At 70.1% G+C, this 20,023-nt stretch carries 22 protein-coding genes; all 22 read right to left on the bottom strand.

Features of this window, described 5'->3' with window-relative positions:
• From GPA03_RS12580 to GPA03_RS12475, 22 genes are read right to left on the bottom strand one after another with little or no spacing between them, the layout of a single operon-like run.
• Entirely contained in the window at positions 1-384 is a 384-nt protein-coding gene (locus GPA03_RS12580) for a RidA family protein (protein ID WP_156252346.1), read from the bottom strand.
• Complete coding sequence (locus GPA03_RS12575) at positions 371-1,549, bottom strand: threonine synthase (RefSeq protein WP_206673539.1); 1,179 nt, start codon at positions 1,547-1,549, stop codon at positions 371-373. Before GPA03_RS12575 ends, GPA03_RS12580 begins: the two co-directional genes overlap by 14 nt.
• Entirely contained in the window at positions 1,537-2,178 is a 642-nt protein-coding gene (locus GPA03_RS12570) for a class II aldolase/adducin family protein (protein ID WP_156252620.1), read from the bottom strand. Before GPA03_RS12570 ends, GPA03_RS12575 begins: the two co-directional genes overlap by 13 nt.
• Positions 2,178-3,425 carry a 3-oxo-tetronate kinase gene (gene otnK / locus GPA03_RS12565; protein WP_206673537.1) on the bottom strand — a complete coding sequence of 416 codons (1,248 nt, stop codon included), beginning with the start codon at positions 3,423-3,425 and terminating at the stop codon, positions 2,178-2,180. Before otnK ends, GPA03_RS12570 begins: the two co-directional genes overlap by 1 nt.
• Entirely contained in the window at positions 3,422-4,207 is a 786-nt protein-coding gene (locus GPA03_RS12560) for an NAD-dependent epimerase/dehydratase family protein (protein WP_156252345.1), read from the bottom strand. The genes otnK and GPA03_RS12560 overlap by 4 nt, the downstream gene beginning before the upstream one ends.
• Complete coding sequence (locus tag GPA03_RS12555) at positions 4,204-4,932, bottom strand: molybdate ABC transporter substrate-binding protein (protein ID WP_156252344.1); 729 nt, start codon at positions 4,930-4,932, stop codon at positions 4,204-4,206. Before GPA03_RS12555 ends, GPA03_RS12560 begins: the two co-directional genes overlap by 4 nt.
• Complete coding sequence (locus tag GPA03_RS12550; RefSeq protein WP_156252343.1) at positions 4,929-5,606, bottom strand: aspartate/glutamate racemase family protein; 678 nt, start codon at positions 5,604-5,606, stop codon at positions 4,929-4,931. The genes GPA03_RS12555 and GPA03_RS12550 overlap by 4 nt, the downstream gene beginning before the upstream one ends.
• Positions 5,603-6,388: a hydroxypyruvate isomerase family protein gene (locus GPA03_RS12545; protein ID WP_156252342.1), complete on the bottom strand. Its 786-nt coding sequence runs from the start codon at positions 6,386-6,388 to the stop codon at positions 5,603-5,605. The genes GPA03_RS12550 and GPA03_RS12545 overlap by 4 nt, the downstream gene beginning before the upstream one ends.
• Positions 6,385-7,347, bottom strand: coding sequence for a phosphoglycerate dehydrogenase (locus GPA03_RS12540; protein ID WP_156252341.1), 963 nt, complete (start codon positions 7,345-7,347; stop codon positions 6,385-6,387). Before GPA03_RS12540 ends, GPA03_RS12545 begins: the two co-directional genes overlap by 4 nt.
• Positions 7,344-8,093 (bottom strand): MBL fold metallo-hydrolase, encoded by a 750-nt coding sequence (locus tag GPA03_RS12535; RefSeq protein WP_156252340.1) that lies wholly within the window; start codon positions 8,091-8,093, stop codon positions 7,344-7,346. The genes GPA03_RS12540 and GPA03_RS12535 overlap by 4 nt, the downstream gene beginning before the upstream one ends.
• Before the next feature lie 2 nt (positions 8,094-8,095).
• Entirely contained in the window at positions 8,096-9,019 is a 924-nt protein-coding gene (locus GPA03_RS12530; RefSeq protein ID WP_156252339.1) for a nucleoside hydrolase, read from the bottom strand.
• A gap of 32 nt (positions 9,020-9,051) precedes the next feature.
• Entirely contained in the window at positions 9,052-9,996 is a 945-nt protein-coding gene (locus GPA03_RS12525) for a nucleoside hydrolase (protein WP_156252617.1), read from the bottom strand.
• Positions 9,989-11,119 (bottom strand): adenosine deaminase family protein, encoded by a 1,131-nt coding sequence (locus GPA03_RS12520; protein WP_241681278.1) that lies wholly within the window; start codon positions 11,117-11,119, stop codon positions 9,989-9,991. Before GPA03_RS12520 ends, GPA03_RS12525 begins: the two co-directional genes overlap by 8 nt.
• Positions 11,116-11,931: an alpha/beta fold hydrolase gene (locus GPA03_RS12515; RefSeq protein WP_156252338.1), complete on the bottom strand. Its 816-nt coding sequence runs from the start codon at positions 11,929-11,931 to the stop codon at positions 11,116-11,118. The genes GPA03_RS12520 and GPA03_RS12515 overlap by 4 nt, the downstream gene beginning before the upstream one ends.
• Positions 11,928-12,893 (bottom strand): alcohol dehydrogenase catalytic domain-containing protein, encoded by a 966-nt coding sequence (locus tag GPA03_RS12510; RefSeq protein WP_156252337.1) that lies wholly within the window; start codon positions 12,891-12,893, stop codon positions 11,928-11,930. The genes GPA03_RS12515 and GPA03_RS12510 overlap by 4 nt, the downstream gene beginning before the upstream one ends.
• 2 nt (positions 12,894-12,895) lie before the next feature.
• Positions 12,896-13,567 (bottom strand): GntR family transcriptional regulator, encoded by a 672-nt coding sequence (locus GPA03_RS12505; RefSeq protein ID WP_156252336.1) that lies wholly within the window; start codon positions 13,565-13,567, stop codon positions 12,896-12,898.
• 2 nt (positions 13,568-13,569) lie between these two features.
• Positions 13,570-14,802: an MFS transporter gene (locus GPA03_RS12500; RefSeq protein ID WP_162458359.1), complete on the bottom strand. Its 1,233-nt coding sequence runs from the start codon at positions 14,800-14,802 to the stop codon at positions 13,570-13,572.
• Positions 14,780-16,051, bottom strand: a complete 1,272-nt coding sequence (locus tag GPA03_RS12495; RefSeq protein ID WP_156252334.1) for an amidohydrolase — start codon at positions 16,049-16,051, stop codon at positions 14,780-14,782. Before GPA03_RS12495 ends, GPA03_RS12500 begins: the two co-directional genes overlap by 23 nt.
• Positions 16,048-17,073, bottom strand: coding sequence for an ABC transporter ATP-binding protein (locus GPA03_RS12490; protein WP_162458358.1), 1,026 nt, complete (start codon positions 17,071-17,073; stop codon positions 16,048-16,050). Before GPA03_RS12490 ends, GPA03_RS12495 begins: the two co-directional genes overlap by 4 nt.
• Positions 17,070-18,143, bottom strand: a complete 1,074-nt coding sequence (locus tag GPA03_RS12485) for an ABC transporter ATP-binding protein (RefSeq protein WP_156252332.1) — start codon at positions 18,141-18,143, stop codon at positions 17,070-17,072. The genes GPA03_RS12490 and GPA03_RS12485 overlap by 4 nt, the downstream gene beginning before the upstream one ends.
• Positions 18,143-19,048 carry an ABC transporter permease gene (locus GPA03_RS12480; protein ID WP_206673535.1) on the bottom strand — a complete coding sequence of 302 codons (906 nt, stop codon included), beginning with the start codon at positions 19,046-19,048 and terminating at the stop codon, positions 18,143-18,145. The genes GPA03_RS12485 and GPA03_RS12480 overlap by 1 nt, the downstream gene beginning before the upstream one ends.
• Positions 19,045-20,013 carry an ABC transporter permease gene (locus tag GPA03_RS12475; RefSeq protein WP_156252331.1) on the bottom strand — a complete coding sequence of 323 codons (969 nt, stop codon included), beginning with the start codon at positions 20,011-20,013 and terminating at the stop codon, positions 19,045-19,047. Before GPA03_RS12475 ends, GPA03_RS12480 begins: the two co-directional genes overlap by 4 nt.
• Between the last annotated feature and the right edge of the window lie 10 nt (positions 20,014-20,023).

Raw genomic sequence — 20,023 nt, 5'->3', positions numbered from 1 at the left:
TCAGTGCTCTCGGTAGGCGATGGCGTCGAGCTCGACCCGTGCCCGGAACGGCAGCTCGGCGACGGCGATGCAGGTGCGCGTGGGTAGCCGCTCGGGCATCTCGGCGACGTAGACCTCGTCCATCGCCAGCCGGTCGGTCATGGACGACAGATACACGGTGACCTTCACGAGGTCCTCGAGCCCGAGCCCTTCCCCGGCCAGCAGTGCACGCCGGTTAGCGAACGCTTGGCGAGCCTCGGCCTGGACGCCTCCAGTGACCAGCGCCCCGTCCTTCACCCCCAGCTGACCGGCGATGAACACGAGCGGGCCGGCCGTGCGCACCGGTTCGTACGGATGCTGCGCGTCGCGGAAGTGGACGGGAGCCTGAGGCTCAGGTGCCGACATGCTGGGGTGCCTTTCCTGTCTTGAGGCCGCTGCCGCACAGCGGGACGACGACCTCGCCTGTGCGCAGGGCTTCGAGGGCTTCATCGTCGGGGTCGCGCGGAGCACCAGCGGTACGGGCATGCTCGACCGCGGCGTAGCAGACGGCGGAGGTCGGTTCCACGAACAGACCCTGCGCAGCGAGATCAGTCTGGGCCTGCAGCACCTGGTCGTCGTCGACCGTGACGATCGTGCCACCGCTCCCCCTGATAGCCGCCAGTATCTGCGGCCCCCGGGGCGGCGCGGTGATGGCGATGCCCTCGGCGATCGTCGGACGGGTCGGGACGGCGGTGACCTCGTCGAGCCCAGCCGCCCACGCCTGCGCCAGCGGTGCGCAGGAGCTCGACTGCACCGCGACGATGCGCGGGGCCCGGTCGATGAGACCCTGCGCGTACAGCTCGGCGAAGGCGAGCGCGCAGCCCAGCACGAGCGTGCCGTTCCCCACCGGGACCATGACGACGTCGGGCAGCCAGCGACCGAGCTGTTCCCAGATCTCGTAGCCATAGGTCTTCACGCCGTGGACGAAGTACGGGTGGTACACGTGGCTGGCGTACAGCACCCCTGGGCGCTCGGCGGCGTCGAGCGCTGCGGCGGCCGTCGCTGCCCGGTCGCCGTCGACGAGCACCACATTCGCGCCGTGCGCGTACATCTGCGCGAGCTTGCCCGGCGAGGTGGCCGCGGGCACGAGCACCTGGACCGGAATCCCGGCTCGAGCGAAGTACGCCGCCGCCGCGGTGCCGGCGTTACCGCTGCTGTCCACGATCGCCTGGTTGACGCCCAGGCGCTTGGCGGTCGTCGCCAGCACGGCAGCGCCCCGGTCCTTGAAGGACGCCGTCGGCATCAGGAAGTCGCACTTGAGCCAGACGTCCTCGTGCGCCGACGACACCACCAGAGGCGTCAGTCCCTCCCCCAACGACACCCGCGTATCGAGCGGCACCGGCAGCACGTCCGCGTACCGCCACATCGAGGTGGGACCATCCGGCAGCGCCGCGACGTCGAGGTGCGGCCCGAACGCAGTGACGTCGAGAACACCGCCGCACCGGCACCGCCACGTCAGCGACGTGACCGGGTACGTGGTGCCGCACACGACGCACACGAGATCAGGCAGCAACGCGATCAGTCCAGCCACGGCTGCTGGTAGGTCCGCTGCAGCTCGGCGATATCGTCAGCGCTCAGGTGACGGACGCCGTCGTGACCTCCCAGGGCCAGCACCACCTTCGCGGCCTCCTCGATCTCGACCACGCGAGACATCGCCTGCTCGACCGAGTCGCCCGCCGCCACCGATCCGTGGTTCTGCAGCAGCACCGCGTTCAGCGGCTGCTCCTGCTCGAGGACCCGTTCGGCCAGGCGGACATCGCCGGGCCGCGCGTACGCGATCAGCGGGACCCGGCCCACGCGCATCAGCAGGTAGGGCGTGATCGGCGGCAGGGCACTGTGCGGAGACCATGGCGGCAGGCACGAGACCGCCACGGCTGCGCTGGAGTGCAGGTGCACCACGCTGCTGAAGCCCGACCGGTAGAAGGCCAGGTGGAGCGGGACCTCCTTCGACGGCGTCGGCCCGGCGACGTGGGTGAAGTCCAGTGGGTGCTCGCCCATCTCGAGCACCGCGACCTGGTCCGGTGTCAGGTCCCCGAGCGCGACTCCGCTGGGGCTGACGTAGACCCGGTCGCCCTCGCGCACCGAGATATTGCCCGAGGCGCCGGGTGACAGCCCCCAATCGGTGAGAGCCCGCGCCGCGCTGCACAGGTCGTCCAGCATCACAGTGCCTCCCAGGCGCTCGTGAACAGGTCGATGGTGCCGAAGTTCCCCGACTTCAGGACCAGGTTGTACTCCTGGCCGTCGGTGGACCTGCCGTGCAGCCAGGAGATGCCGGGTGAGAGCCGCTCGCCGAGCTCGAGCATGCCGAGGCCGAGGCCGTCGACCACGCTGCCGGAGGTCTCGCCCCCGGCCACGACCAGCTGCCGGCAGCCGAGCTCCTTCAGCCGGACCGCGAGCGCCGCGAACGCGGACTCGATCAGGTCGGTGGTGCCGTCGTTCGCAACTGCGAGGTCCGCCGCGGACCCGACGGAGTAGATCAGCACGGGCTGATCGGGGTGCTGATCCCAGCTCGCCGTGGCCCAGGTGGCCAGCCGATCGACCTCGGCGGCCGCTCCCGTCGAGAGGCGCTCGACCTGCATCCGCTCGGAGCGGTAATGCTGCTGCGCGTGCTCGATCTGCGCGCGGGTGGCGGTCGAGGCGCTGCCCGCCAGGATCGCGCGGCGACCCGGCACTGTCGGTATCGGCGCGACCTCGGCCGACCCCCGTGGCGCGCCCAGCGCCAGGCCGGACCCGCCGGTGACCAGGGGGTGATCCGCCGTCGCCTCCGCGATCACCGCCAGGTCCGCGTTCTCGACAGCGTCGACGACGACGAGCCGCTCACCCCGCTCGTCGGCGGCTTCTAGCTGCCGGCGCAGCTCGTCCGCACCGGCGCGCACGATGGGCAGCGCGATCATGCCCACGCGGTGCGCCGCCTGCGACTGCAGCAGCCTCACGAGATGGGAGTCCCGCATGGGTGTCAGCGGGTGATCCTTCATCGGGCTGTCCTGCAGCAGCTCATCGCCCACGAACAGGTGCCCGCGGTAGGTGGTCCGGCCGTTGTCGGGGAACGCGGGCACCACGACCGCGACCGGGGCCCGCAGCTCCTCGAGCAGCATGTCGGCGATCGGACCGATGTTGCCCGCCGGGGTCGAGTCGAACGTCGAGCAGTACTTCTGGTAGACCTGCCGCGCACCGAGCTCGCGCAGCACACCCAGCGCCGCTCGTGCCTGCTCCACCGCCTCCGTGACGGGCGCGGACCTGATCTTCAGCGCGATCACGACGGCGTCGAGGTCGCGCGCAGCCTCGATCGCGGCACCATCGGGCAGGCCGATGAGCACGCCGACCCTCAGCCCCCGGGAGCGCCAGTTCCCCGCCAGGTCGGTGGCGCCGGTGAAGTCGTCGGCGATCGCGCCGTAGCGGAGGGTCACCAGATCCCGCCCCGGTAGTCGGGTGCGGCGAACGCGCCGCCCTGATGGGGGTGGGAGAACTCTGCGTCGACGTCGAACGCCTCGGCGTGGTCGTCCGCGCTGTCGCCGGGCTCGAAGCCGATGGCGGCCGCGCCGTCGCGGCTCCAGAACGCACGCGAGTTGTCGGAGAAGCCGTAGACGACCTGATAGCCGTGCTCGAGCGGTGCCGTGACCGCGGCCATCACGAGTTGCACGCTGTCGGCCGGGCTCAGCCAGGTGCGCAACTGGTCCGAGGTCTCGGGTGCCTCCCGACACACTCCGATCCGCAGGCAGACCACCTCCAGGCCCCACTTGTCGTGATAGAGGCGACCGAGCGACTCACCGACGACCTTGCTGACACCGTAGTAGCTGTCCGGGCGGACCGTCGAGTCGATGCCGACCAGCTGGTCCGGCTGGTAGAACCCGGTCACGTGGTGCGAGCTCGCGTAGACCACCCTCCGCACCCCGTGTCGGTGCGCCGCCTCGAGCACGTGGTAGGTGCCGACGACGTTCGCCGACAGGATCTCGGGGAACGGTGCCTCGTCGGCCTTCCCGCCGAGATGGACGATGACCTCGGCCCCGGACACCGCTGCCTCGACGGCGTCGAGGTCCTCCAGCTCGCCCTCGATCACCACCTCGCCGGGCCGAGGGTCCCCCACGGGCACGCGGTCGAACAGCCGGACCTGGTCGGCGTGCGCCCGGAGCGCCGGGCGCAGCGGCCCGGCGAGCCGGCCGCTGGCGCCCGTGAGCGTGAGCACGCTCATCGCCGGTCCGCTCCGTCAGCGCGATCGCTCACCTCGAGGCCCGCTGCTGTGTAGGCCTCGAGCGCGACGGCGGAGGTCAGGAAGTCCTGCAGCGTCGCCACCGCCGCTGGCGCGGCTGGTGCGGCCGCCCGGCCCAGCCACAGGTCGATGTAGTGCTGCATATCCGGTGGGAAGGTGCCGGCGATCCGGACACCGGGGACCGAGCGCAGCTCGATGACCTGCTGGACCGCGAGGTCAGCTCGGCCGTCGAGCAGCGCCTCACCGGTGAAGCCACCGGGCACGATCGTGGCGCGGCTGTTGACGTCGTCGGCGATCCCGAGGCGCTCCAGCAGACCCGCGAAGTAGATGCCGCTGGCGCCACCGCGCGAGTAGGCGACAGAGCGGGCGCTGCGCAACGTGACGACGAACTCCTCCACGCTCCGCAGCGCCGGAACAGGCGCGCCAGGCAACGTGGCCACGCCGAGACCGGAACGCACCAGCGGTGCGAGCCGGTCGCCGTCGAGGATTCCCTCGGTGGCGAGCTCGTGCAGCGAGTCGGCGACGCCGATGATCAGGTCGGGGACCTGACCCTCCCGGATCCGCCCGACCAGCGCGCTGGTCGGCTCGTAGACCGTGTCGATCTGGTGCCCGCCGCCGGCGGCGTAGGCGGGCAGCACCGCGTCCTCGAGGACGTCCTTGAGCGCCAATCCGCTGAAGAGGGTGAGCGTGGTCGGGGTGCTGGTCATCGATCGGAGTCCTTCTCTGTGTGGGTCAGCAGCGCCCGCAACCGAGCGGCGCCGCTGTGCGGACCGGAGATCGCGGGGCGTCCGGTCGCTTCCTGGATCCGCGCCGCTGCCGGTGCCAGCGAGTACTGCGCCAGCAGGATCGCGTCGACGTCGGTGCCGGCGAGTGCGGCGACGATCTCGTCCGCCACCACGCCGGAGTCACCCGCAGCGGCGGGCCCGAACGCTCCCGGCACGCAGACGCCCGTTGCCTCGATTGCGGCGCCGCGCTCTCGTGCGTGCACGCGGAACCGGTCCAGCGAGTCGGTCATCGCGGCCTCGAACGAGGCGACCACTGCGACCCGTGCGTAGCCGCCCTCGACGGCGGCGTCGAAGGCGGCCTCGTCCGGCGCCAGCGCCGGGATCTTCTCGTGTGCGTCGATCGCCACGGGCCCGTACATCGAACAGGTGAGGAGCACGGCCGCGGCACCGTTGTCGGCCGCGTGACGGATCAGGTGCCGCATTCGTTCCTCGAGCGGCTCGGTCAGCCCCCCGGCCGCGGCGGCATCGGGCAGAAGCTGGTCGTCGAGGATGTTCCAGGGCTTCGCCTCGGGGAACTCCGCGGCGAGGCCGGCCTCCGCGGGTGCGATCGCTGCGGTCGTCGCGTGGACAAGCGCGATCCGGTACTCGTTCGTCATCTCGCCTCCAGCAGTCGAGCCAGCACCCCGGCGGAACCGCCCTGTGGCTGGAACTCGCACCCGAACCAGCCGTTGTAGCCGGACGCGTCGATCGCGGAGCTGATGCGGTGCCAGGCGAGCTCGCCCGTGCCCGGCTCGGTGCGGCCTGGGGCGTCGCCGATCTGGATGTGGCGGGTCAGCGGCAGGTAGGTGGAGAGATTGGTCAGCAGATCTCCGTCCTGGACCTGCAGGTGGAACAGGTCGAGCAGCAGACCGACCGGCTCACCGACCGCCTCGACGACGGCGGCCGCCATCGCCTGGGACTCCAGCACAAAGCGGGGGGCATTGCGCTGGTTCTGCATCTCGAGCACGATCTGCAGCCCGGAGTCCTTCAGTTGCGCGGCGGCCCAGCTGATGTTGTCGACGTAGCTGGCGAACGCGCGGTCGCGGCTGACGCCGTCGGGGCGACGCCCGGCCACCACGTGCACGAGGGTGGCACCCAGAGTGCTCGCGTACTCGGCGGCACGCTCCAGCCCGGCCCGGAACTCCGCCTTGCTGCCGGGAACCCCGGCCGCTCCCCCGGCGCTCCGGCTGCCTGCCGGGCCGGGCGGGGTGTTGACGAGGATCGTCCGCACACCGGCGTCGTCCGCCAGCCTGCGCAGCTGTGCGGCAGGGAGCGAGTACGGGTCAGGGATCTCGACCGCGGTGAAGCCCTCGGCGGCTGCGGCCGCGAACCGCTCAGGAAACGGCAGCTCCGTGAACAGCCACTTGAGGTTCGCGGCGTACCGCGCTGGATCCTTCATGACGTCACCTCGTGCGCCACCACGCCACCGCGCAGGCTCTCCATGACCTGGGCGGCGGCGAGTGCGCCGGATCTTGCACGCGCTTGGAACGTCGCCCCGGCGATGTGGGGCGTGATCACGCAGCCCGGCGCGGTACGCAGCGGATGGTCGGCGGCGGCCGGTTCGGTCTCCAGCACATCGAGCGCTGCGCCGCTGATGGTGCCGCTGTGCAGCGCCTCGGCCAGGGCGATCTCGTCGACGATCCCGCCGCGAGCGGTGTTGACGAGGATCGCGGTGGGCTTCATCATCGCCAGTGCCGCCGCGTCGATGAGGTGGCGGGTCTGCGGCGTGAGTGCGGTGTGCACCGAGACGAAGTCGGACGCGGTCAGCAGGTCGGGCAGGCTGCTCCGGGACACCTCGTGGCTGGTCGCGAACGTCTCGTCGAAGTAGGTGTCGTGGGCGACCACGGTCATGCCGAAGGCGCGGGCGAGGACGGCGAGCCGTCGTCCGATGCCGCCCAGCCCGATGATGCCGAGGGTCGCACCCTTCAGCTCGTGACCGGACCGTTGCTGCCACTGCCCGTCGAGCACCGCCCGGGAACTCTCGGTGACGCGCCGTGCACAGTCGATCATCAGGCCGAGCGCGAGCTCGGCGACCGAGTCGGCGTTGGCGCCGGGGGTGGTGCAGACGACGACACCGCGTGCGCGGGCCGCCGCGACGTCGACGTTGTCATACCCGACCCCGGTGCGCGCGATCACCTTGAGGTCCGGTGCGGCCTCGATCGCTGCGGCCGACACCGGCTCGGTGCCGGCAATCAGACCCGCGGCGCCCGCGATCGCCTCCGCCATCGTGGCGAGGTCGCCGTCGCGGTCCTGCGGCCGCGAGTAGATCACCTCCAGTCCGGCGGCGACGAGCATCTCGTGCACCTCGTCATCGGGTCCCAGGTAGCTCGTGGTGATGACGACATCTCGGGCGCTCATCGCGATCCTTCCATTCCGATCGGTTGGCTCGTGGGTGGTTCGTCGGGAGCCAGGTACACCGCCAGGCTCGCCTGCTGAAGGGTCGTCCGCCGGACCTCGCCGCGCTCATCGACCTCCAGCGGCACGTCGTGCCCCGGCACCAGCACGGCGCCCCGCTGCCGCATGAGGTCGCGCAGCAGCGTCACGCTCGCCTCGCTGGCGGCCTGGTCGAGCGTCATGTCCACGAGACCGGTGCTGAGCTCGTAGATGTTCTTGACGGAGTCGCCGGCGAAGATCAGCGCCCGCTCCGCCTCGACGACGTAGGCCAGGTGGCCCGGCGTGTGCCCAGGGGTCGCGACCGCACGCACCCCCGGCAGCACCACGTCGCCGTCGCCCACCAGACCGACGTCCGGATGCCCGCCGTCGAGCATCGCCACGTGCAGAGGCGAGACGAACGGGGTCTCAGCAGGAAGATCCCGGGCCCAGGTCAGCTCGTCCCGACCGATCCACCACGTCGCGTGAGGGAACATCGGCAGGTTGTAGAGGTGATCCCAGTGGGCATGGGTGATCAGCACGTCGGTGATGTCGCGCGGGGCCAGGTCGCGTTCGGCGAGGAGGCCGAGCAGCCTCGGTGCGTAGCCGGGCGGCCCGGTCTCGACGAGGACCCGTCGGTCCCCGCTCTCGAGCAGCCAAACCGAGCACCAGCCGAGGCTTCCGTGGGAGGCGCTCTTGGCGGGGAACCCGTGCACCAGGGCGGTGGCCTGCATGGTCACAGGTAGGTCAGCAGCAGGTCGCTGATCAGTGCGGCGTAGCCGTCGACGTCGATCTCCAGCAGCACGTCGGTGTTCGGCTCCCTGCCGGTGTAACCGGGGAAGTCCGCGACTGTCGCGCCGCGCGTGTAGCGCCCCTCGGTCTCGATCATGACCGGCAGCCGCTCGGTCCGGAACAGCTCGGGATGGAGGAAGTACGCCACGCACGGCGCATCGTTGAAGCGGATCACCGAGTCCTCGGTGAGGCCGCCGGCGCGCTTGACCAGGAAGTGCTCGTTGAGCAGGGTCCAGATGAGCTGTCCAGCCGGCGTGGTGCTGTCACGGAACGGCAACAGCGGCTTGATCGGTATCTCGGCCGGTCGGCAGACATCGAGCCCGACCTGCGCGATCGAGACCCCGGAGTCGTAGACGATCGCGGCGGCGGTCGGGTCGTTGACGGCGTTGAAGCTGGCTGCCGCCGTCTCGTTGCCGTAGGTGAGCACGGCCCCGCCCATGAAGATGATCCGCTCGATCTTGTCCACCACGTCCGGTGCGGCCGCCAGGGCCGAGCCGATGTTGGTCAGCGGGCCGAGGGCGATGATCGTCACCGGCTCGGTCGCCTCACGAAGCATCGAGACATAGTTGACGCGCGGCAGCTCGGGCAGATCGTGGCGCGGCTCGGCGAACGCGCCGCTCATGCCGTCCTCGCCGTGGATGTGCTTGGCAGCGACCTGCTCGCCGTACATGGGCCGGTGGGTGCCGCGGTACCGGGCCGTGTTCGTCTCGCCCACGATGTCCAGCAGCCGCTGCAGGTTCGAGGTCGTCTTGTGCTCCGGCACGTTGCCGTAGACGCTCACGAACGCGTCCACCTTCGTGCCGGACGCCAGCAGCGTCATGATCGCGGCGGCATCATCCGTGCCGGGGTCCGTGTCGACGATCAGCATGTTCTCTTCTCCAGGTCCGTTCGGGTGGTCGATCAGTGACTGACGGCGGTGAGCCGCCTATGCATGAGGGTTCGGAACCTCTCGGCATCGATGCCGGTGGCGACCGCCGCGCTCGGCTCGCGGCCGAGCCGGCCGTGGGTGTCGACGATGAGCTCGCCGCGCGTGAACTCGCCTGAGCACTCGACGGTGATGGCCGCGTGCTCCCACACCATCAGCTCGGGCTCGAGCAGCGCAGCGACCGCGAGCGCGTCGTGGACGGCGCATGCCCGTATCCCGTGCCGCCGCTCGAAGCCGCGTGCCAGATAGGCGAGCATGTCCCCCATGAGCGCGGCGATGCCGCCCGCCGCGCGCAGTCGATCGATGTCCTCACCTGTGACCAGGGCGCGGCGTGTGACATCGAGCGGCACGATCCGCAGCGGCACGCCGGACTCCGCCACGTAGCGTGCGGCCTCGGGATCGGCGTGGAAGTTGAACTCGGCACGCGCTGTCAGGTTGCCTTGCACGAACGCGGCACCCCCCATGACGACGACGTCACCGATCAGCGGCGCCACGTCGGGGTGGTGGAGCAGTAGCCCGGCCACGTTGGTCAGCGGACCGATCGCGATGATCGTGACCTCGCCCGGCCGCTCGCGGATCGTCTCGGCGAGCCAGTCGACGGCGTGACCCGGTCGGGGCTGCCGCGGCGCGGGCAGCTCGATGTCCCCCATGCCGCCGGGACCGTGGATCGGCTCGTCGGGCTCACGCTGGACCCGCGCGAGCGGGCCTGCGTGCCCGGTGTGGAACGGCAGCTCGGCGGGAAGCCCGAGCAGCTCGAGCAGAGCACCGGCGTTGGCGGTGGTGTGGGCGAGCGAGGCGTTGCCGGCGAGCGTGGTCACCCCGATGAGGTCGAGTTCGGGTGACGCAACGACCATCGCCAGCGCGACGGCGTCGTCGAGTCCCGGGTCGCAGTCCACGACGACCGGGCGCACCTCAGGCATGCTCACCTGCGGTCTCGTCGGCGAAGAGCTCGGCCTCGAGCGCGTCGAGCGCCCCGACGAACTCGGCCCGCAAGGCGGCCTTCTCGTCCTCCTCGAGCCAGCACGCGTCGACGCCGTTCAGGCACAGCTCACGCATGGTCTTCCTGTCGAAGCCGACCTCCTGCGCGGCGATCAGGTACTCCTGCGCGAGCGTCGTCGGGAACATGCCCGGGTCGTCGGAGGCGATCGTGACCTTGAGGCCGCGCGCCACCATCTCGCGCACGCTGGCCCGGCGCCAGGGCCGCCAGGCCCGCCGGGAGGTGGTGAAGATGCACGTGAAGGGGACCTGCTCGTCCCGGCACCGCTCGATCACCGCCTCGTCCTGCAGCACGAAGTACCCGTGATCGATGCGGTCGCACGCGAGGTCGTCCAGACAGGTGATGGTGTTCTGCGCGCTCGGCGAGTGCTCGGATGAGTGCGCGGTGCGGCGCAGGCCGTGCTCCTTGGCGAGCTGGTAGGCCTCGATGAACTGCTCGGGCGGACCCACGGTCTCGAGGTTGTCCAGCCCGATCCCGATCACGTAGTCACGCGGATTCTCGACAACGGCGCGGACCCGCTCCAGGGCAGCCTCGCCGGACTGGCTGCGGTCGATGCCGATCGCCAGCCGCGCACTAAGCCCGAAGTCACGCTCGCCGGCCTTCAGCCCGGCGATGCAGGCGTCGATGGCCGCCGCGTAGCCGAACCCGGCCCAGGGCGCCGGCTCGAAGAAGTACTCGACGTGGCGGACGTTGGACAGCGTCGCTGCGTCTTCGCAGGCCTCGTACGCGATGCGCTCGTAGTCGGCGGGCGTGGTGATGGCGGCGGTGAGCCACTCGAACACCTGGAACAGGCTGTAGGACGGCTCCGGTTCGTCGTCCCCCGGTCCGGTGGGAACCGGCAGCACCGCGTCGCGGTAGATGCTCAGATCCTTGGCGCGCGAGTTGATCTTGGCGAAGACCTCCAGCGGTGGCTCCGGCAGCTCGACGCCTTCCCGCTCGATGATCTCGGCGAACGTCTCCGGGCGCACGGTTCCCGTCAGGTGGACGTGCAGGTCCACCTTGGGCATCCTGCGCAGGTACTCGGCATAGGCGGGCGAGATGGTCATGGGATCTCCTCCTGGTCGGGACTCGGCAGGGCCGCGAGGAACGCGAGCACGGCCCGGATGAACTCGTCGGGGGCGTCGGACACGGAGATGTGACCGGCGTCGGGAATGACGTGCAGGCGCGCGTCGGGGATCGCCTCGGCCATCGAGGCGTGCATCGAGGGCGTGAACAGCCGGTCGTGCTCGCCCGCGATCACCAGCGCGGGCACCATGATCGAGGCCAGCTCGACCTCGGTCACCGGCTCGCGCTCGGCGCACGCGGCGATGGCGTGCCGCAGCCCGTCGGCGTCGAGCTGCGCGAATCGATCGCGCGCGGCACGCAGCGTGGGGTCGGCGGCCACCACCGCGTCGCCGCCACGCCGGTCGCTCCACCACTGCGCGAGCGCTGCCGGATCCCGTGCCGACTCCGGCAGGGTGGCGGCCATCTCGGCGTCGGAGGGGATGGGGGTGGTCCAGGTGTCCGCCAGCACGACCCCCCGGATCACGGTCGGGTGCTCGATCGCGTGCCGCATGCTCAGGAAGCCACCCAACGACAGCCCCAGCAGCACCGGTCGCTGCGCGGTCATCTCCGCCAGCACGGCCTCGACGTCGTGGGACAGTTGCGTGAACGAATAGGGACCGGCGGCGGGTGATCGGCCGTGCCCGCGCAGGTCGACGCGGATCACGCGCCAGCCTTCCTCGAGGAGCCGTGGCGTCAGTGTGTCCCACAGGTGCAGGTCGTAGGACCAGCCGTGGAGCAGCACGATCGGCGCACCGTCACCTTCATCGGCGACGTTGAGCGTCACGTCTCCGAATCGGCGCAGCGACCCGGTCATGCGGGGCCCCCTGGCGTGAGGATTAGCCGACCCTGGACGTCGCCGCGAGCGAGCCGGTCCAGCGCGCCGACGACGTCGGTCAGCGGGATCTCCTCGGTCTCCCAGCGCAGTCGGCCGGCGCGCGCAAGCTCGACGACCTCCGTGACATCGGCCAGCGAGCCGCCGCGCGCGGACATGAACGTGACCTCTGGCGGCACCACGCCGCGGCCGAACGGCAACGAGCCGTTGCCGGAGCCGATCCGCATGATCATGCCGCCAGGCTCGACCAGCGCCGCGGCGAGGGCGAGCGTGTCGTCCTCGGTCACGAGGTCGAGGACGACCTCGGCCCGGCGTCCGCCCAGCTCCTTCGCCGTCACCGCCTCGTGCGCGCCGAGCACGAGCGCATCGGCGCGCTTGTCCTCGGACAGATCGACGGCGATCACGTGGGCCGGGGTGAGGAGCCGCAGGAACTGGATGGCGAACTGGCCCAGCGCACCGGCGCCGATGACCACGGCTCGGTCCTGCTCGCTCGAGAGCCACGGAGCGGCCCGCCGAACGGCGCGGTAGCTCGTCGCCGCCGCGTCGGTCAGGGGTGCTGCTCGGCGCGGGTCGAGCTCCCCGAGGGGGATCAGGTACCGCGGGTGCGGCACGAGCACCTTCTCGGCGTAGCCGCCGGGACGCTCGAAGCCAGCCTCGGTCACGTCGGAGCAGAGCTGTTCCTCGCCGCGCCGACACGATCGGCAATGGCCGCAGCCCCAGGACTGATGGACGAGCACCGGTCCGTAGCCGGGCACGGTCCCCGCGATCTCGTGACCCATGATCAACGGCAGCTCACGATTGCGCCACTGCAGCAGGTGGAGGTCGGTGTGGCAGATCCCAGCTCCTAGCACGTCCACGACCACGGCGTCGCCCGACGGGACCGGGTCGGGCAGCTTCTCGAGCTGAACCCCCGCGTCATAGTCGCGGACCACGGCAGCCAGCATCGTCAGTCGACCTCACGCAGGTTGTCGGCGTCACCGAAGAGGCGGTCCTTCACCGCGCGGGCAAGGTTCTGGGAGTGCACGCGCTGCAGCCCTGTCACCAGGTCCACGTCGCCGTCGCGCATGGCCTCGACCATCTGCGCGTGCTCCGCGTGCGCGGACTCGTGGTGACCGGGCATGTCGAGCACACCACCGGACGCGATGAGGATGAGCCCACGAAGGTTCTCGGCGACCTGGACCAGCTTGGCGTTCCCGCATCCTTCCCAGACCAGGCGGTGAAAGGTCATCCGCCAGCGGTCCTCGGCATCTCCCTGGAGGTCCTCCGGTGCCTCAATGTGGGCGTCGAGGCGCTGCAGCACCGACTCCCGCTCGGGTGAGCGGGCAAGCTTCTGCGCGGCGTAGACCTCTAGGATCTCCAGCAACTCGAACGCATCGGCCACGTCGCAGGGCCGCACCCGAGGGACCGAGAACCCTCGGTGCGCCGAGCTCACGATGTACCCCTCGCGCTCGAGCCCCATCAGTGCGGACTTGATCGGGGTCGGCGAGAGCCCGAGCCGTTCCGCGAGCACCCGTACGGTCAGCTTCGTTCCCTGGGCGATCTCCCCTCCCAGGATCATGCGCCGAAGCCTGCGGTAGGCCTGCTCCGTGTAGGTCTGGAGCTGCAGCTGTTCCGACATCGTTAGATCTCCCCCACTCGAGCGCGCTTCGTTCCGAATCCTTCGATCGGGATGATCGAAGGGACCACACGGTCGCGGCCTGCGAGCACACCCACGACTGCCTCGATCACGCACAGGACGCACATGATCAACAATGGCGTGCTCCAGCTTCCGGTCCTGTCGAAGATCAGCCCGGCCACCGGTGGGCCGGTCGCGGCGACGACGTAGCCGACGCTCTGTGCCATCCCGGACAGGCTGCCTGCGGTCCGCGCGTCCGGCGTCCGCACCCCGATCAGCAGCAAGGCGCAGACGAGCGCACCGCCCTGCCCGATCCCCAGCACGAACGCGAACCCGAACGGCGAAGCCATCGGAACGGTCACGAACCCGAGGAACGCCAGCAGCGTCACGATCGCGAAGCCGCTGCAGATGGCGCGCAGGTCGGTGCGGTGCTTGATCAGCACCGGTGTGGCGATGCAGCCCACGAGCTGCCCCACCTGAGCGATCGCCAGCACGGCCGCCGCACGGGAGTGCGAGAGCCCGGCATCGAGATAGATCGTCGGGAGCCAGGCCAGCACGAAGTAGTACAGCAACGACTGCAGGGCCATGAAGGCAGTGACCTGCCATGCGAGCCCGCTGCGCAGGAGAGCCCCACCCAGTCGAGCCGGCGCAGGCGCCGTCCGGGTGGTCCGCCCGCGCAGCACGACCCAGACGATGAGGGCCACGACTGCCGGGACTCCGGTGATCGCGGCTGCGACACGCCAGCCGCCGACAGCCTCGGCGAGCGGAACCACCCCGGTCGCGGCCGCCGCTGAGCCCACGTTGAGCGCCGAGGTGTAGACGGCGGTCGCGACCGCCATGCGTGCCGGGAAGTCCCGCTTGACGATCGCGGGCAGGACCACGTTCATCAGGCCGATACCCGCGCCGATGAGGATCATGCCGGCGAAGATCGAGACGAACCGCACACCCGTCCCGACGCAGATGGCGAACAGTCCCAAGGTCAGGACACGGTCCGGGCCGAACCGCAGCACCAGCATCGGTGTGAGGGGCGCCATCAGACCGAACATCACGACCGCCACCCCGGTGGCGAGCCCGAGCACGGAGCTGGACACCGCAGACTCCGCCTGGATCAGCGGCACGAGCGGCGTAAAGCCTGCGAGGGTGAGGCGGAGGTTGAGCCCCACGAGGATCAGCAGCAGCAGAGATCCGAGCAGGCTCCGCAGCCTGGGCTGCGACTCAGTCATGAAGGCTGTGGTCATCCGCTGAGCGAATGACCTCCTCCAACCATCGCACGGCCGGGACGAGGCAGTCCTCATCGATGTCGAACAACGGGTGGTGGTGCGGGTGCTCGTTGGCACCGCCGACCATCACGTAGGTCGCGAGGCCGCCCGCGCGTTGGACCTCACGGGCGAGGATCGTCGCGTCGTCGCTGGCAGACATCGTCGCGGTACGCCTCACCCCGGCGTCACCGAAGAGTCTCCTCGCCACGGCGACCACCTCGTCGACGAGCACGTCGTCGGGATGCAGCGTCGTCGCCGATGCCGTGACGACCAGCTCGGACTCCACACCCCAGGTGCGCGCCGCTCCATCGATGACGCCCCGTACTCGCTCCAGGAGGTCCTCACAGGTCGCGCCGTCGTCGGAGCGGACCTCGCCGGTGATCACGCAGGATGACGGCACGATGTTGGTCGCGCTCCCCCCGGCGATCGTGCCCACGTTCGCGTTCGTGGCGGCCTTGCTCGACCTCGGCAGCGCGAGGATGTGCAGGATCGCCGTTGCGGCGGCAGCCACCGCGTTGCGCCCCTCCTGCGGCGCACCGGCGGCGTGCGCCTCGATGCCGGTGAACGTCACCCGGAACTTGGTGGTGGCCTGCACGCCGACGCCGGTGCCCACGGCAAGGCCGGCGGGCAGGCTGTGGCCGAGATGCAGCGCGAGGAAGCGGTCGACGCCGTCGAGGACGCCTGCGGGGATCATCGCGGCCGCGCCGCGGGAACCCTCCTCGGCAGGCTGGAACAGCATCCTCACGTGCCCGGGGAAGTCGCCGTCGACCAGCTGGCGAGCGAGCTGCAGCCCGATCGCCGTGTGCCCGTCATGACCGCAGGCGTGCATCGCGCCCGTCTGGGAAGCGAATCCCGCACGTGCAGGCAGGTGCACGGGCGAGGTCGACTCGACGATCGGGAGCCCGTCGATGTCGAACCGGAGGGCCCACGTGGGGCCGGGTCGGGCTCCGGGGATGTCGACGACGACGGCGGTTCCGTTCTCGGCGAGCGCCGTCAGCGTGGTCTCGTCGAACCCTGCGGCGACGGCGGCGGCCGCCGCCTCCGCCCGTTGCTCGACCGAGGGGTAGTCGACGACGCCGTCGATCGTCATCGCTGCGGCACCGGTGCGGATCTGGACCGGCAGACCCTCGAGCTCGCGCAGGATCAGCGCTGCCGTCGCCACCTCCAGGAACGGCAGCTCGGCATGCCTGTGAATCTCGCGGCGCAGCCGGACGAGCTCGTCCCTCATGCCGATCGCTCCTCGGCGGTCCACGGCCCGGCGCCGCTGCGGACCTCGTCGGCGAAGTGACAGGCCGCGAGCGAGCCGTCTCCGAAGTCGACGGCGGCAGGCACCGTGGTGGCGCAGACGTCCCGTGCGATCGGGCACCGCGTGTGGAACCGGCAGCCGAGAGGAGGTTCGATCGGCGAGGGGATCTCGCCCTTCACCTGTGCCCGGGCCAGCGTCCGCATGGTGGGGTCCGGCCGAGGTGCCGCGGCCAGCAGGCTGCGGGTGTACGGGTGCGATGGCTGCTCGAGAACAATCGACGCCGGTCCGGACTCCACGATCTCGCCCAGGTACATCACCACGACCCGGTCGGCGATCGCGCGCACCACCCCGAGGTCGTGCGTGATGAACAGGTAGGAGAGCTGCCGGCTGTGCTGGATCTCCTTCATCACCTTGAGGACCTGGGCGCGCACGGAGACGTCGAGCGCCGACACGGCTTCGTCCGCGACGATGAAGCGCGGCTCCGAGGCCATGGCACGCGCGATCGAGACGCGCTGACGCTGACCACCGGAGAGCTCCAGGGGGCTGCGATTGATGAAGGTGTCGGGAGGAAGACCGACGGTATCGAGAAGGTCGGCCACGCGGGCCCGTGCCTCCCGACGATCCAGCCCGAGGTTGTAGAGCAAGGGCATCTCGACTGAGTCACCGATCGAGCGCCGGGGATTGAGCGAGGACCCGGTGTCCTGGAAGATGACCTGCACCTCGCGGCGGAAGTCGCGCCACTGCGCGCGGTCGAGCGCATTGACGTCCCTACCCTGGTAGAGCACCCGACCTTCCGTGGGCTGATCCAGGCCCAACATCATGCGGCCGAGGGTTGACTTCCCCGACCCGGACTCGCCCACCAGCGCCACGGTCTCCGACGGGCTGATGCTCAACGACACCCCGTTGACGGCGGTGAGCACCGCTTTGCGCCCCTTCGAGGTGACCTTGAAGCTGCGGTAGACATCCTCGGCGACCAACCGGTCGTCGGCCTGATCGGCGCTCATGGCTCGCTCACCTCGTCGTCGGACGTCGCCGGGATGCCCTCGAACCCGACGGGAAGCACGTGCTCCTCGGCCAGCTGCCATGCTCGCGGCAGCCGGGGGTCGTCGTACTTCCAGCACGCGCTGAAGCCCTCCCCCAACGGTTGCTTGGGTGGCTCCTTCTCGCGACACTCCTGCACCGCGAGGGGGCACCGAGGATGGAATCGGCAGCCCTCCGGCATCGCCCGAGGATCCGGGACTCGGCCGGGGATCGCGAACAGCTCCTGGTCGCGGACCTCCGGTGAGAGCGTCCCCGCGAGCAGTCCCAGCGTGTACGGGTGCCGAGGATCTTTGAAGATCTCGTACACGTCGCGCTCCTCGACGACGCGCCCGGCGTACATGACGTACACGCGGTCGCACATCTGCGCTACCACACCGAGGTCGTGCGTGATCATGAGGATGCTGAGGCCAAGGTCGTCCCGAAGCTCACGCAGCAGCACAAGGATCTCTGCTTGCACGGTGACGTCCAGGGCGGTAGACGGCTCGTCTGCAATGAGCAGGTCCGGCTCGCCCGCGAGTGCTGCGGCGATCAGCACGCGCTGACGCTGCCCTCCGGAGAGCTCGTGCGGGTAACGCGTCGAGAGCTGGGCGGCGTCGGGCAGTCCCATCATCGCGAGCAGCTCCGCGACGCGGTCCTCGCGCGACCCCTCGTAGCCGTGCGCCTGCAGCGCTTCGCCCACCTGCCTGCCGATAGTCATCAAGGGGTCGAGGTAGGTCGAAGGATCTTGGAAGATCATCCCGATCCTGGCGCCGCGGATCTTGCGGAACTGCCGGTCGCTCAGGTTCGTGAGGTCACCGGTGCCCTCGAGCATCACCTCTCCGCCGGTGATGCGTGCCGCCGTCGTGGGGAACAGCCGGCCGATGGCGGCCGCGGTCATGGACTTGCCGCAGCCGGACTCACCGACCAGACCGACGATCTCTCCTCGTCCGATGGACAGGCTGACCCGGTCCACGAGTCCGATGGGGCCCCGCCGAGACCGTACGGCGACCGACAGGTCCCGGACGTCGAGGAGCCCGGTAGCGCTGGTGTCCATCAGTCCTTGTCCTTCAGTCGCGGGTTGAGTGCGTCGTTGAGACCGTCACCGAGCACGTTGAACGTGAGCACCAGCACGGCGATCGCGATCCCGGGGAAGACGGCCATCCACCATGCCGACCGCAGGTACTGCTGCGCCTGCTGCAGCATCCCGCCCCACGAGACCACGTTGGGGTCCCCCAGGCCGAAGAAGCTCAAGGACGCCTCGGTGAGGATGGCCGAGGCGACGTCGAGCGAGGCCACCACCACGACAGGTGCGAGGACGTTCGGCAGGATCTCGGTGGCGATGATGCGCCACGACGGCACGCCACTCACCCGTGCCGCGTCGACGAAGGCCGCTGAGCGCAGCGTCCGGAACCCGGTGCGGACGACGCGTGCCGTCTGCGGCCAGGACAGGATAGCCACGACCAGGATGAGCTTGGTCAGACCGCTGCCGAAGAGCGCCACGATGATCAGCGCCAGCACCAGTCGGGGCAGGGTTTGGAAGAACTCGGTGACCCTCATGAGGACGTTGTCGACCCAGCCGCCGTAGTAGCCGGCGAGGGCGCCGATGAGCACCCCGAGCACGGTGGCGAACGCGGCGACCACGAACCCGACCATCAGCGAGACCCGCGCACCGTGGATCACCTGCGAGAACATGTCGCGACCGAGGTGGTCGGTGCCCAGCAGGTGCCCGGGGCTGCCGGGCGGCTGCTGTGCCGCACCCACGCCACTCATCGGGTCGTACGGGGAGATCAGCGGGGCCAGCAGCGCTGCTGCGATCACGACGATCACCACGAAGAGGCAGACGACGGCGGCCCGGTTGCGTGAGAAGCGGTACCAGAACTCGCCGAGCGCGTTCTCCTGCGTCGCCAGGCCGGCGGCCTCGGCGTTGGGGGTGGCGTCGTGGAGAGTGGGCGTGCTCACTTTCGCTCCAACCGTGGGTCGAGGAGGGCGTGCACGATGTCGGTCAGCACGTTCGCGAGCACCACCGTGACCGAGATGATCAGCAAGATCGCCGTCATCACGGGGTAGTCGCGCGAGGTGATGGACTCGTACAGCAGGCGTCCGATGCCCGGCCACCCGAAGACGGTCTCGACCATGACGGAGCCCGCCAGGATGAAGCCGAAGTTGTAGCCGATCACCGTGATCACCGGTGGTGCCGCGTTCTTCAGCGTGTGCCGCCGCAGGATCAGCGACTCCGACACGCCCCGGGACCGGGTTGCCGCGACGAAGTCGGCGCTGCTGACCTCCAACAGGCTGGACCTGGTCATCCGCGCGATCAGCGCCACGTAGCGGAACGACAGCGCCACGGCGGGCAGCACCAGGTAGTCCAGGTTGAACAGCACGTCACCATCGCCACGGACCGGTGCGTCGCCACCGAGCGGCAGCCACCCGAGCGTGACGGCGAACAGCAGGATCAGGATCTGACCGAGCCAGAACTCCGGGACCGAGAACCCGAGCAGCGTGGTGACCTGGGACGCCGTGTCGGGCGCCCGGCCACGGTACTTGGCTGCGACGACCCCGAGCAGCACGCCCACGATCGTGGCCAGCACCATCGCGCTGAGCGTGAGCTTCAAGGTTGCCGGCATCCGCTCGAGGAGCAGCGTGAGCACGTCCTGCCGCTTGGAGAACGAGACGCCCAGATTGCCCTGGAAAAGCTGGCCCAGGTAGGCGATCAGCTGCTCCGGGATCGACTTGTCGAGGCCGTACTCCGCGCGGATGCGGTCGAGGTACTCCTCGGGCACCGGGAAGTCACCCACCAGCACCGTCGCGGGGTCACCCGGGGCCAGCTGGATGAGCAGGAAGTTGATGATGACGACGCCGAGCACCAGCGGGATGGCGAACAGCAGTCGTTTCAGTGCGAACAGCGGGATCCACGAATGTCGCATGTGGGGGCCT

It is taken from the genome of Pseudactinotalea terrae (genome assembly GCF_009733845.1).
Taxonomy (GTDB): Bacteria; Actinomycetota; Actinomycetes; order Actinomycetales; family Beutenbergiaceae; genus Pseudactinotalea; species Pseudactinotalea terrae.
The sequence above is the reverse complement of the archived record's forward strand: the minus strand, read 5'-3'. Positions and strand labels throughout refer to the sequence as shown.

What these genes read in the sequence shown, in the direction of transcription:
- GPA03_RS12545 (WP_156252342.1), bottom strand. Translation starts at nt 6,388, where the DNA reads ATGAAGGATCCAGCGCGGTACGCCGCGAACCTCAAGTGGCTGTTCACG.
- GPA03_RS12525 (WP_156252617.1), bottom strand. Translation starts at nt 9,996, where the DNA reads ATGCCTGAGGTGCGCCCGGTCGTCGTGGACTGCGACCCGGGACTCGAC.
- GPA03_RS12570 (WP_156252620.1), bottom strand. Translation starts at nt 2,178, where the DNA reads ATGCTGGACGACCTGTGCAGCGCGGCGCGGGCTCTCACCGATTGGGGG.
- GPA03_RS12560 (WP_156252345.1), bottom strand. Translation starts at nt 4,207, where the DNA reads ATGAGCGTGCTCACGCTCACGGGCGCCAGCGGCCGGCTCGCCGGGCCG.
- GPA03_RS12495 (WP_156252334.1), bottom strand. Translation starts at nt 16,051, where the DNA reads ATGAGGGACGAGCTCGTCCGGCTGCGCCGCGAGATTCACAGGCATGCC.
- GPA03_RS12475 (WP_156252331.1), bottom strand. Translation starts at nt 20,013, where the DNA reads ATGCGACATTCGTGGATCCCGCTGTTCGCACTGAAACGACTGCTGTTC.
- GPA03_RS12515 (WP_156252338.1), bottom strand. Translation starts at nt 11,931, where the DNA reads ATGACCGGGTCGCTGCGCCGATTCGGAGACGTGACGCTCAACGTCGCC.
- GPA03_RS12555 (WP_156252344.1), bottom strand. Translation starts at nt 4,932, where the DNA reads ATGACCAGCACCCCGACCACGCTCACCCTCTTCAGCGGATTGGCGCTC.
- GPA03_RS12540 (WP_156252341.1), bottom strand. Translation starts at nt 7,347, where the DNA reads ATGAGCGCCCGAGATGTCGTCATCACCACGAGCTACCTGGGACCCGAT.
- GPA03_RS12530 (WP_156252339.1), bottom strand. Translation starts at nt 9,019, where the DNA reads ATGCTGATCGTCGACACGGACCCCGGCACGGATGATGCCGCCGCGATC.
- GPA03_RS12535 (WP_156252340.1), bottom strand. Translation starts at nt 8,093, where the DNA reads ATGCAGGCCACCGCCCTGGTGCACGGGTTCCCCGCCAAGAGCGCCTCC.
- GPA03_RS12490 (WP_162458358.1), bottom strand. Translation starts at nt 17,073, where the DNA reads ATGAGCGCCGATCAGGCCGACGACCGGTTGGTCGCCGAGGATGTCTAC.
- GPA03_RS12520 (WP_241681278.1), bottom strand. Translation starts at nt 11,119, where the DNA reads ATGACCATCTCGCCCGCCTATGCCGAGTACCTGCGCAGGATGCCCAAG.
- GPA03_RS12510 (WP_156252337.1), bottom strand. Translation starts at nt 12,893, where the DNA reads ATGCTGGCTGCCGTGGTCCGCGACTATGACGCGGGGGTTCAGCTCGAG.
- GPA03_RS12580 (WP_156252346.1), bottom strand. Translation starts at nt 384, where the DNA reads ATGTCGGCACCTGAGCCTCAGGCTCCCGTCCACTTCCGCGACGCGCAG.
- GPA03_RS12500 (WP_162458359.1), bottom strand. Translation starts at nt 14,802, where the DNA reads ATGACCACAGCCTTCATGACTGAGTCGCAGCCCAGGCTGCGGAGCCTG.
- GPA03_RS12485 (WP_156252332.1), bottom strand. Translation starts at nt 18,143, where the DNA reads ATGGACACCAGCGCTACCGGGCTCCTCGACGTCCGGGACCTGTCGGTC.
- GPA03_RS12505 (WP_156252336.1), bottom strand. Translation starts at nt 13,567, where the DNA reads ATGTCGGAACAGCTGCAGCTCCAGACCTACACGGAGCAGGCCTACCGC.
- GPA03_RS12550 (WP_156252343.1), bottom strand. Translation starts at nt 5,606, where the DNA reads ATGACGAACGAGTACCGGATCGCGCTTGTCCACGCGACGACCGCAGCG.